Source organism: Aliterella sp. E5.1 (assembly GCF_057473825.1).
This window is the reverse complement of sequence record NZ_JBYCCV010000107.1, coordinates 1-11,931: the sequence shown is the minus strand read 5'-3', so window position 1 is coordinate 11,931 and position 11,931 is coordinate 1. Positions and strand designations below refer to the sequence as shown.

Genomic DNA, 11,931 nt, shown 5'->3' with positions numbered 1-11,931 from the left:
ATTGGCGTTCCCAGAGGAGCTATCAAAGAGCGACTTGTCTTCATCCATCAAATCTTTGGAGTGGTTGCATAATTCAAACTCCTCCCACAGGGCTTTTCTATTCTCACCCAGTTTTTGCAACACAACCGCCAATCCCGTAGATATCTGTTGCTAACTGGTATGGGTTATTCGTGACAGTTACTATTGACTCGTCGCCATAGTGCTTGTAGATTTTTACTGCGTAAGTTGTGGAGACACCATGCCCTTGCAAGAAGACCATCACTTCTTTAATTGCCTTCTGCTTGTCCCAAGCAGTCTGGATCATCTTCACCCGTTTTTTGGCAATACCTGGAACTTCATTCAAGCGCTCAATTGAGTATTCAATAATATCTAGGGTATCCAGTCCAAAGTGAGCAACAATCCGTTTAGCTGTGACTGGTCCTACTCCTTTAATCAAGCCACTACCTAAATATTTTTCTATCCCTGTGATTGTGGCAGGCTTTGTTTCTTGATATTGCGTTACTTGAAACTGCTGCCCGAACTTAGGATGTTCTCGCCATATACCTGTTAACTTTAGTGTTTGCCCAGCTTGAATATTCGGGAAGCTGCCCACAATCGTTACTAAGTCCCTGTGACCTGGAGACTTGAACCGCGCTACACTATACCCTGACTCTGATGAATGATAAGTCAAGCGTTCGACTACTCCCACCAAAGACTCATATTCCGCAGACACGTATTTTCCCTTCAGCAAACGCAGTAAACAAAAGTACCTCAATCCCTAACTATAAAACTACAAGCCTCTTAAGGGATTTTAAACAAATTTCGTAGTACAGAAATACTATAATTTTAGAGTGAAATGCAAAGGAAAAACTACCTTGGCAACTAAGCTCCTGATTGTCGAAAGCCCCGGCAAAATTAAAAAACTCAGCCAAATCCTCGGCTCGGACTGGTTAGTGAAAGCAAGTATGGGTCATGTCCGAGAACTAGCATCGGATGGGCAAGATTCCCTAGGCTTTGACTTAACAGGCAACACCGTTACTTGCCGCTTTGTCCTGCGCCGAGAGCAGGGGCAGCAGACTATCAAACAACTTACTGCGGCAGTTCGGATGGTTCAGACCGTCGTTTTGGCAACTGACTCTGACCGGGAAGGGGAAACGATCGCTTGGCATTTGCAACAAGCCCTACATCTAAAAAACCCGCAGCGCGTCGTCTACACGGAAATTACCCCGGCAGCAGTCAGAAATGCGATCGCTCATCCCCGCCAACTTGACCAAAATATGGTCGATGCGGGACTATGCCGCAGCGTTCTGGACAAATTGGTGGGCTACAAAGGTTCTCCCTTGCTGTGGCAACTCCAAAATGGAGCGAAAAGCATGGGGCGGGTGCAAAGTGCTACGCTACACCTTCTTTGCACCAGAGAACAACAAATTCAAGCTTTTGTCCCCCAAGATTACTGGAGCGTGTATGTTGACTATACAGAAGGCTTCCGCGCTTATTACCAAGGAACAAGCCTCATAACCAACTCTGAGCCATCCCAAGCACCAATACTTGATGACACTAGCGATAATAAGGAAAAAGCCTTACTTGAATCAAGTCGAGTTTTAAGTGCAGCCCAAGCAGACAGCTTAGTCCAACAAGCGATAGCCAATCCACACCGTGTTGTCTCTGTTGACGGGAAAATTGTTACTCGCACTCCTCCCCCAGCTTTTATAACTTCTTCCCTGCAACAAGCGGCGGGAGCAAAGTTAAAGTTCAGCCCAGAAAAAACAATGCTTGTGGCGCAATCCCTGTACGAGGCTGGCTTAATCACCTATATGAGAACAGATAGTATTGCCCTAGCTCCAGACTTTTGCACTGAAGTCCAGCGCTGGCTACAGGCACACGACCCCGACAACGTTCCTAAGAAGTTAACCCAACATAAACAAATTAAAGGAGCGCAAGCAGCCCACGAAGCTATCCGCCCTACAGATATTTATAAGCCTTCCGCGCAATTGAAAGGTGAATTATCTGCTGATGCCTTTGCGCTCTACTTGATGATTTGGAAGCGTGCTGTTGCTTCTCAGTGTCAAAGCGCTAGATTACGCCAAACTCGCGTTGTTACTACTTCGGGCAATCTTTTCTGGCAAGCTAAAGGACAAGTAGTTGAGTTTCCTGGCTACACCAAATACTGGAACAACATTAGTGCCGATGCTCAACTGCCTCTACTACAACAAGGGCAAGCTTTAACCTTGCAACAGGCACTCCACGAACAGAAACAGACTCAACCGCCGCCGCGCTACAGCGAACCCAAATTAGTCCAGGTGATGGAGCGACTTGGTATTGGTCGCCCTAGCACCTATGCTGCAACGATTCAAACCCTTAAACAAAGGCAGTATGCAGAACTTGTTAAAAGTAACTTGCAACCGACAGGGTTAGGATTGGAGGTAGACAGCTTTTTAGCCGATGCTTTACCAGAACTACTTCAAAGCGATTTCACGGCCCAGATGGAAAATAAGTTGGATGCGATTTCTCAGGGGCAACAAGACTGGCAGCAGTATTTGACTAGCTGGAATCGCGATTACTTTACACCAGCTTTAGCTAAAGCCAAGCAAGTCATTCCTCGTTATCTCAGCAATCAACCTGCACTACAAAATACCCCCAACCAGTTGCCGCCACAGCAGCAAGCAGTGCAGCCAAACTATTCACGTCAGCGTTGCCCCCAGTGTCAAAATTATTTAGCAAAAATTCCCAGCCAAAAGTTGAAGAAAAAATATTTTCTTAAGTGTGTAACTGGCTGTATAGATGTGGTTATGTTTCATTCAGAGCGGGATAAAAAGTGGCAGTTACCCCAGAAGAAGCAAACTCCTAGCGAGTCAAGCCAGGTTAAGCCTACTCAGTTAACCCAGTATCCCTGCCCCATTTGTCGAAAACCTTTAGAGGAATACCGCTATCAAAAAGAGGGGCAAACGAAAAGTTTACTGCGCTGTTCTGACTCTTACGCTAGAAACAACGATCGACACAAGGAAGCAGTCTACTTCCATACGGCGAAAGGCTGGTGGAGTCCTAGTTTTGGAGAGTTGCCTTGAAACTTAAACTTTTTGCCTATTATTTTGCTGCCACAAGTCCTGTTTCCCGAATTGTAATATTCAGCCGCCCCTGCTTTATTGCCAAAGCTTGATGTGCTGTCCCAGGATAAATCTTTAATACTCCGTGATATGCCATGCGATCGCGATCGCCAAACACAAATAAATCGCCACTTCTTAACTCAATATCTTGATAAGGAGCGCCTTGGGTTTTGTTATTGCCGAAGCGAAATAAACAATTATCGCCAAGGCTAATCGAAATAATTGGGCTACCCGCATTACGGACTAACGCCCATTCGCTGCGGTCTTGGTGCATCCCAAGTTTTGCCTGCCGGACGTACCAATTTAAGATTACTACGTCCGGTTGAAACCGATCGTACTGCGGCAGTGTATCTCGCAAGGCTTGAACTGCTAAATCATGCAATTGTGGAGGAAAGATTTTGCAAGGTAAGCGATCACCATCCAGAGCGGGTTTTCGAGTATTGGTAGGGATACCAATGCCACCCCAGGCACAGTACGCGGACGCTCAGGGGTTTTCCGTCTGGCATTCTTGGCGTGTAAAGACCAGCAGGTGGTTTTGCCCATTTACGACATTGCTCCAGTAATTGCTGCTGCTCATCAATGCAAAGCCAGTCGGGAATATGACTAGCTCCAGGGGCAAGCTGTTGAATTGCTCTAGGAAATAATGATGTTTGGTGCATTTATCGCTCTTCAACCCCGTTATTTACTCATGAGAACGGATTGGTTATTTCCGTGGGTTACAGAGCCATCCGCACTGATCGCACTGGGCTGTCCCAACACAACCGCAATCTTACTCTGGGCAACGAGCTTGCCGTCAATACACAGCATTCTTTTACTTAGATTAACGCTATTGAATCCAATAAAGACTTGACCATTAACTTTCACAGTGAAGCGCGATTTTTGCTCAATTTGTGGAGTTATGAGATTCACAATAGGCAGTAGCGAGTTCTTTTGCTTTTGGTTTCGATTAACACCTTCTTTTTGTTGCGGCTTTTGCACCTTTTTATCTGTCAACAGGTCAGCACGAATCACCTTTGCTTCTGGAACTACTTTGTCTAATTCTGCAATAGGCACAGAGGATTCATTAGTATCAACGTTATTTCTCTGTGAAGTTAGCTGATTGAACAATGCTATTTCTTTAGGACTCGGCTCATATACTTTTGCTTTGCCGATCACGAGCTTTATGCCAACTCGTCGTACTTGTAACTCCCAGATTTGTCCTACCTCGGCTGCGGGTATAGTGCCAATTAAAGTTAAAAATATTGAGTTGCCACTACTTTTCCCACTTTGAGGTTGTTTTTGATTGCGCCGAACCCGCACAATTATCTTTTTCTCAATAATTGCTCTAATTTCTCCTACTACTTGAAACTTATCAAGGGTGGCTAGTTGACTCTGTTTATTTTTCCCCGCAGCTTCATCGTCCCGTGGTTTTACTTGCATTAAATCGAAGCGCAATGGCTCGGTGCGAGGATAGACTTTCCATCGATGAACCAACTGTAACCAATCGGCTGGTGTTGATTCGAGTTTTTGTAGCTTTTTGATTTGGTGATCTAAATACCAATGTAAATACGCTTCAATTTCACGACCATCTTCGGTCACAAACACTCCCTTGAACTTTTTTCCTTCCGGTCGAAAAGTCCCAGCTACCCAGCCCACAGCCGTATATATAATTGGGGGCTTAGGAGATTTTTCGCACTGCCCGTCAATATTTGTCTTCACTGATTCCATATCGATTTTCCATAAATGCTAACAAGTCGGCTTCAAAATCAGTTAAATATATGTGCCGCCCCAAGCCCTCAAGAGCGTGGTAAACACCTCGGTCGAGCATTTCCACATTATTCCTCAGTCGCTTTATCCGCTTGAGCGTTTGGGGCAATTGACGGCGAACATCGGGCAAATCAATAGAATTAAGGTTGTCTGGCTTCACAGCAAGCTCTCCGTCGTAAACATCAACTACTACTGTAAAGTCTCGTAGCTCTCGTGCGATCGCCCAGCAGCCGTTATATTTTCGTTCAGCACCTTCTAATCTAGTTAAGGTAAATACATCACCAACTTGGCAGAAGGCACTGGCTAAAGTTAGCGACTTGTTTTTAAGTTGTTCTATGATCCCCTTAACTATTTTGCCATTAGGAACCCTGCCGTCAGCTTTTTCCACTGCCTTTTGCCACGTTGAACATTGCTCAATTGGTTTTAATTTTGTCAGAAATCTAACTTGACGTTCGCTAGTTGGCAAGATTTGTGCGCCATTGGCGCACAAATTATCTACTACACCTGCGGCATCAATAAGTTGATAGCAATGGCGACGTTGAAATCTAAACCTATCCTGGCAGTATTCCTCAAAAGTTTTATGAGTAGAGCGATAAAACCGCCCATCCCTCAATTGGCGTAATGCTGACCCAGCTTCAACGAATGCTCGTTCTACCTTCAATTCCAACCGATGTCGCTCTTTTTCCTCATCTTCGGTTAATTCCTCGATTTGAGTGGCCGTCGTATTCACCGTGATTGTGGTTTCCGGCGTTTTACTACCTAATTCTTCTGTTGACTGAGTAACCATTTTGGTTTCCTGGCTAAAACTACCGCTATGTATTGAATACTCATCGCCCTCCCTCTCAGCCCTTACAAGTTTTTGAGCAGCTTTTTCAACCACCAGCCAATCCTCGCGCTCAAAAACACTCTCCTCGGTCGTCTCTACCGCACCACGCGCTAACAGCCGCTCTACAGTAAAGGTTTTGCCAGCTTCTTTGTGACCATTACGGACTTCTATGCGATCGCCCACAGCAATAATTTTCGCCAGTGTCGCACCATCAATCTGTAACAAATTCGGTTGTTCAGGAATTTGCAACAAGCCATCCCAACTGACCCAAACTTCTCCCATACCTCCAGGCGTGATTTTCAATTCCTTAACAATTCCAAGTCTGCTCGAATTGAGACGATGTACGGGCATTCCCAGTTCAAAAGCATCATAAGCCTGTAAGTTCTGGCGCTTACGCAAAACTGCTGCTAAATCTTTCTCAAGTTGTCTATGTTCCTTAACCTTGCTTATTTGTCCGCGCAAGTTATCTAGGCTCGTATGCAGTCGGTTTTCTTGCTTAGTCAGTAAGGATATTTCATCGGCAACGCAAATCATAATTTTGCTCCAATGTTTAGGTTAATTTTTCAACGAAATACCACAAATAGAGCTTGAACCATAAACGGGGATATTCCTGCCACTAGAGGCTTCCGAGAAAATCCAAAGCTCTTTTTGACTGCCCAAGCCCTCCACAGACACAAAAGACAAATTTTCAAGTTGCTCAAGACGCGCGTCATCAATAAAATCCCCACCAATCCGGGAAATAGTAAATGTTAAGCGCTTAAGTATCCAGCCCAGCATTTTGATTGGTATCCAGGTAAGTTCCTTGATATTTTTTGGTTCAAAGCAGAGAAATTCAATTAATACTGAAGCAATTTTTTTCCTTTGAGCTTTATCAAATTGATTCATTACGTCAATCAGTTTTTGGCTGTCTTTTTGTAATGATTCGCTGATCTCTATCCAAGTTGTGGATTGCAGTATTAGTAGCGCTAAGTTAGGAGTTGGTGGGATTGGTGGACTATTGGTGGTATCACCAACTACCTCTATTCCAGTTAGGAAGGTAGTTTCAGCGTTATTGTTGGTGAATTGGTGAATTGGTTGCTCCGGTAAAAGTTGGTATGGCGGTGGAGCTTCATGGCTGTGGTTTTCTGGGCTTGTAACTAGAGAAAAACAAACAGGTGTTGCTAAATCACCAGCTTCACCAATAGCTGTCTGTACTTCATCAGTAGTATAGCTTTGAGCTATTGGTGGCTCCACCAATTTTGCACCAACATCCACCAACTTTTGACTGATGGGAATATATTTCATCTCACTACCCTCCCCCTCAATTCGCCCATGCCCTGCTGCCGCCAACGCTTTAAATACCACCGTGCGGATTTTCTCAGTTGCCCAACTTTTGAGCGCGTTAATCCGCGTTTTGAGAAACGAAGCATTTAGTCCCTGGTTTGATTTGGCAAAGTATTTCTCTGCCTGGGTTTGGACTTTAAAAAATATGCCTTCAAGTTTTCGCGTCGGCGCGTTGTTGCCGTGAATTAGTTTTTGCTGCCACAGGTAGAAAGAGGAGATTTCTATGGCGCAACGCATTGTCTCGCCGTCAATCGTTGGTTCGGGTAATTTACCAGCACAGATGGAGTTAACTATGTGCAGCCACAGGGCAATTCTTGCCGCGTAAGCTTCGATTTTTGCGTAGACAATCGAGAAGCCAAAGTAGTTTTCTTCTCTTTCGTCGTCGGCTAAAGAGTGGTTCCAGGCTTGGAACAGCACTTTAGCTTCTCGCGTTAATAAATAGTCTTGCTGTGGTAATTCCTCTAATTGCTCGTACAGCCACTCTAGAGTCTCGGTGAAATTGCTATTTGCTTTTGGAGTAAGTAAATCAAGATACCGGGGTGGCGCATCGAGAATTGAGCAATACAAAAATCTGGCGCTGTAGCCGCTAGAAATAAAATTTACGTCATCGTTCATTAATCGCGCTAAGGTATCCCACTGGTAAGTACCTGTTTTGCTAAAAGCAGTGCGATTTAAAAATAATCTCGCATCGTGGCGGTCGTAGTTGCAGGCAGCACCATTGAAAAAACTTAGCTCTAGTTGCAAGTCATCTCCTTTTCCGCCTCCTTTGTATTGGTTAAGGCGTTGGTAATCGGCAACAAGTTCATCTATGTATTCAAGCAGACCGCGCGGATTTTCTTGGTGGATGCGGATTTTTGTTGAAGTCGTAACGTTGGATAATAGCCGCCGCATTCTTATCGGTGGTTTCTCCTCAGATTTTTTATCTTGTTCGTAATCCGCAAGATTTGTGTCGTAAATCTCCTTGCTTTCCCCTTCCATTTTTTCCAGAGGGTAAATTACTTCTTTTTGCGGTGGTGTTTTGGCTTGCCCAGAATGGGCGACGTTAGCTGTCCAAAATATGCAGTCTTGGGTATAGCCGGATACTGGGTCGATAACGATCCTGGCGCTTGTACCAATTATTGAGGCGCAAGCAGGCAAGAGAGTATTAAACAGGTACTCTGGCGCTGTAGGCATGGCGGCTGCTTTTGCTATCAGTGGTTCGGCAAGGATAGGATTGAGGTATCGCCCGATATCTAAGCGCTTGCGGCAGTTTTTGATTATCGGCGAGAATGATTCAATGGCGGCAACTACTTCGGTTGCTTGCTCTCCCTCACTATGAATGATTCGGGCGAGGTTTTTAATTTCATTGAACGATTTTTTAACGTCGGCAGCTAAGTCCATTAATGCCGCCGTTTTCGCGGATTCAGTTTCGTAGCTTGTAAGAATATGTTTTATGCGATCGCACAAGTTGATCCTAGAGCTTGTGCTTGGCTGATTACTGCTAGGGCTAAAACCTTTGTGGGGCTTATTATTGTAAGCCCTATTGTTCTTGACGTAGTTCTTCCAGTACCAAGAGCGGAGGCAGTTTTCTACACCATCGGCAGTACAGCTAGGAGCGGGATTGCTTTTAGCCGCCGATGCCCAAATTGATTCAATTTCTTTTGTGGGCAAGGGGGGAGAGCAACGAGTGCCGTAATTTTCTAGCAGCAATTGAGGGTTGCCATCAAAACTTTGTCCGATGGTCTGTAAATACGTTGCTGTACCGATAAGGTCGCGCGCTAGTTTTGCGCCGCCAAGATTACGCCCACCTTGGGCGTAGCCTGATTCCAGCAAGATACGGGATTCTTTAGCTAAACAAACTTCAATTGGTACAGCTTGGGGTACGGGCAACGAAATATCTTCGTAACGCTGGTAATTGGGGACGGGGAGTTCTGGGCATATTGTGCTGAGGGTAGCGGGTTTTACTAAAGCTTGGAGGCGTTCTCTCAATTGCTCGTAAGAATATTTCTGCCCTGATTCCTGGACTATTTCTGTTCGTCTCGGCTCTCGTCCGGGTTTGACGTGCCAGCCTCCAGCAAGGCGAAATACTCTTGAGGAGTTTTTGTTGGCTGGGTCGGCTTCCATTACCTCGATTAAAAGGCGTTGCAATTCCCGCCAAGCGTCTACAGTTATTGGGGTATCAAATACCCAGTAAGGTTGAGCAGATTTATCGCCACTGTAGATAGTAAAAGTCGGCTCGAAAAAACCTAGGGTTTCCCAGTGCAATAATTGGTCTTCAATAGGTCTATCGTCCCATTCGCAAAAAATAGCCGCGCATTGCTTAATATCTTTGTCTTCGTGTCCGCCGCCTGCGCCGTTAACTACTACATACGTGCCGCGTTCGTCTTGCTGATAAGATGCGATCGCTCTCCAGTCCAAGGCGTTTAATTTTCGTCCCTTGTCATCGCCTTTTTTGGGGTTGTCGGAGTGGTAGAAAAAGCGCAAAAATACTTGGTTTGAGGTGTAACCGAGGTAGGTTAGTTGTTTTTGGGCGCTGGTGCAATCTGTTTGAGGAAATGGGTAGTTCATTTTGGTTCTCGTTATTTATGTTGAACCAAGACAGCCCCTAAAAATAAATTATGCTTATTTGGCTAGATTTTGTTAGACTTACGATGGTTATTGGGTCGTGGCAGTCTAGTCTAGGTTTATTTCTAGATTGGGGTTGTCCCGGCTTTTTTATTGGGTAATTTCAGCCAAGTTCAGAATTTGTAATGCTAGGCGCGCTCGACTTAAGCTCATGCGACAAGCACAAGCCCGATTAGTAATACTTTCCCAAGCTTCGTTATTACCAGGACGGCGAGTTATCTGGGCGTAGATCCGAAATTTGTAAGTGTCTTGCCCGTAGTCGTCTATTTCACGCTTGACAAACAGGCTTGACTCACTTTTCTCCTTGACGGCAGAGGTCACTGAGCTTTGTCGAAGTACAGTCATAGCGCCACCTTCACGATTTTAGAGGTGGCTGTAATTTCTATGCTGTCGTTATCTAATGTCTTTGAACCAAAAGAATTTGAAATTATTTTAGAAAATAACTTGCCAAAAGGCACACTAAAGTTGCACAATACTATTAATAGCATTGACGTTTCGACCTCCATGTAAAGGGTATTTGGTCGGAGCCTTCGGTGGCGGAAGATAATAGTCTGTTTGCACCAGACTTTCCCTACCAACGAAGCTTATTCAATTGTGAATATTATACGGGATTTAGCAGCCAAAGCTGAACCCAGTGAAAGAACTTTATATATTTGCATAAGTATAGGCAATTTTTCAGTTGTCAACTCCTAAAGGTTTGGTTTTTAAGAAACTAAACGCTCTGCTTTTAATCCTGCCAGTTTCCAGTCAGAAATAATAGTATTAACTCGTTCTGAATCGGATTCAGCTATCAAAGCACGGCGGTCTTGGCGATTAATAATTGAAAGAATTTCAATCGAAGGCATGAAGCAGCTAACTACTATATCCCTAACATTAGAGTACAATATAATGCTCGTCTCTACCATATCTTCAAATAATCTCACATCTTTACCTTGAGGTAAATACTCATTAGTAATAATGCGAGTTTTAGCTTCTATTAGCGGCTGCCAGTTAGCGGCTGATGGAAAAGCCAATAATAGACTAAGATGCTCCGGGACGTGCGCTAAAAACTTAAGAGAGCTAGGATCGCCAGCGTACAACAGATGTTTTTTTCCTAGCTGCCACCAAACACCACGCTCATTCTCTACGGGTGCTGAAGCGGAAGATTGTGGCAATAACAGAGCCTTGTCCGTTGCTGGAGTCAGACCTTGACTTGGCACAGATGGCACTTCGACTGGAGTAGAATTACGAATGGTAACAATTTCTTGCTTAATGCGCGGCGTTGGTGTATTGACCAGTGCTGTAGATGGAAACTGCGAAGCTGGGTGTACTTCTTGTTTTAGTGCTGACTCTAACTTGGCAACAGGAGAAGTATATTTTTGTTTAATGCTTTTGGCAGCTTTATAAGTAATAGATTCACCTGCTTTAGCACGGGCAAGGGCTTCATTACGTGCAGCGTCAGGAGTTGAAGGCGCAGCCAGCATATAAAGAGCGGAGGCTGCCATGTCAAATTCCGAAAAATTCGGAAATTTGCCGAACTTCTTAGCGACATTAATAAAGTTACTAGCTGTATCTTGACTCCACTCAAACTCAGTTTCCAGCCAAGAGCCAAAGCGCCCATGCCCTAAGTGTTCTTTTACAACAATTAAACGCTGTCCAATCTCAAAAATGCTTTCGACAGTCCGCTTCATCAGTCCCCTGATTTCACCAGTCTGCTGCTGTACAAACTGAGAGGTTGAGGCATCAAGAGCAGCGTAGTCAAACTTTTTCCAAGCTTTGGGATTAGCGGAAGTTGGCATAGACATTACACAGGTAGACGTAACAGTAGCATTTTCAATTTTAATGATATTGCCGTCGCTCTGGTTGAAAAAACTGCTTGATTTATCTCTTTGCCAAATCGCTAAAGTTGAGACATTTATCTTGCGGTCTTGCTGACCCAAATTGCCAAAGCTGAGACATTTGATTTTCTATCCTCTCTGCCAAATGTCCAAAATTGAGACATTTACCTTGGGAAGTGATAGCCAAATGTCCAAAATTGAGACATTTGATTTATGTTTTATTAACCAAATGTCCAAAATTGAGATATTTGATTTTGGGAAGTGATGACCAAAGTGCCAAAGTTGAGACATTTGATTTTATATTTTATTGACCAAAGTGCCAAAATTGAGACATTTGCCTAATTTATCTCTCGGAAATCTTTTGTTGAACCTGGGTAACTAAGCGCTCTAACACGATCGGGTCTATACCATTTTCTTTTTAAGCTGCCGCAGATAAACTGGTATTTGAAGTGTTCAAAATAGAGGTATGGCTGGGGTATTCAAGCTCAAGATTACTGAGACAAAGTCCGAACTAAAAACCCTGCTGGGTCAG

General features: G+C 44.3%; 8 protein-coding genes and 1 pseudogene. 1 reads left to right on the top strand and 8 read right to left on the bottom strand.

Going from position 1 to position 11,931, the window contains the following annotated elements; genetic code table 11:
- Positions 1–127: 127 nt before the first annotated feature.
- Positions 128–712, bottom strand: a pseudogene (locus tag AC2VE5_RS21250) (YrrC family ATP-dependent DNA helicase); the annotation flags it as partial.
- 142 nt (positions 713–854) lie between these two features.
- Here AC2VE5_RS21250 and topA point away from each other — a divergent pair.
- Entirely contained in the window at positions 855–3,044 is a 2,190-nt protein-coding gene (gene topA, locus AC2VE5_RS21245; protein WP_486889677.1) for a type I DNA topoisomerase, read from the top strand.
- 19 nt (positions 3,045–3,063) lie between these two features.
- Here topA and AC2VE5_RS21240 read toward each other — a convergent pair whose 3' ends face one another.
- The 7 genes from AC2VE5_RS21240 to AC2VE5_RS21210 all read right to left on the bottom strand — a co-directional run bounded on the left by AC2VE5_RS21240 (position 3,064) and on the right by AC2VE5_RS21210 (position 11,501).
- On the bottom strand, positions 3,064–3,441 hold the full coding sequence (locus AC2VE5_RS21240; protein ID WP_486889676.1) for an alpha-ketoglutarate-dependent dioxygenase AlkB: 378 nt from the start codon (positions 3,439–3,441) through the stop codon (positions 3,064–3,066).
- Positions 3,442–3,496: 55 nt separating this feature from the next.
- Entirely contained in the window at positions 3,497–3,742 is a 246-nt protein-coding gene (locus tag AC2VE5_RS21235; RefSeq protein WP_486889675.1) for a hypothetical protein, read from the bottom strand.
- A gap of 19 nt (positions 3,743–3,761) precedes the next feature.
- A complete protein-coding gene (locus AC2VE5_RS21230; protein ID WP_486889674.1) occupies positions 3,762–4,790 on the bottom strand; it encodes a hypothetical protein in 1,029 nt (342 codons plus the stop codon).
- Positions 4,765–6,189: a hypothetical protein gene (locus AC2VE5_RS21225; protein WP_486889673.1), complete on the bottom strand. Its 1,425-nt coding sequence runs from the start codon at positions 6,187–6,189 to the stop codon at positions 4,765–4,767. The genes AC2VE5_RS21230 and AC2VE5_RS21225 overlap by 26 nt, the downstream gene beginning before the upstream one ends.
- Positions 6,190–6,210: 21 nt before the next feature.
- A complete protein-coding gene (locus tag AC2VE5_RS21220) occupies positions 6,211–9,525 on the bottom strand; it encodes a DUF3987 domain-containing protein (RefSeq protein WP_486889672.1) in 3,315 nt (1,104 codons plus the stop codon).
- Positions 9,526–9,672: 147 nt separating this feature from the next.
- Positions 9,673–9,927, bottom strand: coding sequence for a hypothetical protein (locus AC2VE5_RS21215; RefSeq protein ID WP_486889671.1), 255 nt, complete (start codon positions 9,925–9,927; stop codon positions 9,673–9,675).
- A gap of 359 nt (positions 9,928–10,286) precedes the next feature.
- A complete protein-coding gene (locus tag AC2VE5_RS21210) occupies positions 10,287–11,501 on the bottom strand; it encodes a DUF3102 domain-containing protein (protein WP_486889670.1) in 1,215 nt (404 codons plus the stop codon).
- Positions 11,502–11,931: the final 430 nt, after the last annotated feature.

Coding starts and splice junctions, on each gene's coding strand:
- AC2VE5_RS21235 (WP_486889675.1), bottom strand. CDS start 3,742: ATGCACCAAACATCATTATTTCCTAGAGCAATTCAACAGCTTGCCCCT.
- AC2VE5_RS21230 (WP_486889674.1), bottom strand. CDS start 4,790: ATGGAATCAGTGAAGACAAATATTGACGGGCAGTGCGAAAAATCTCCT.
- AC2VE5_RS21225 (WP_486889673.1), bottom strand. CDS start 6,189: ATGATTTGCGTTGCCGATGAAATATCCTTACTGACTAAGCAAGAAAAC.
- AC2VE5_RS21220 (WP_486889672.1), bottom strand. CDS start 9,525: ATGAACTACCCATTTCCTCAAACAGATTGCACCAGCGCCCAAAAACAA.
- AC2VE5_RS21215 (WP_486889671.1), bottom strand. CDS start 9,927: ATGACTGTACTTCGACAAAGCTCAGTGACCTCTGCCGTCAAGGAGAAA.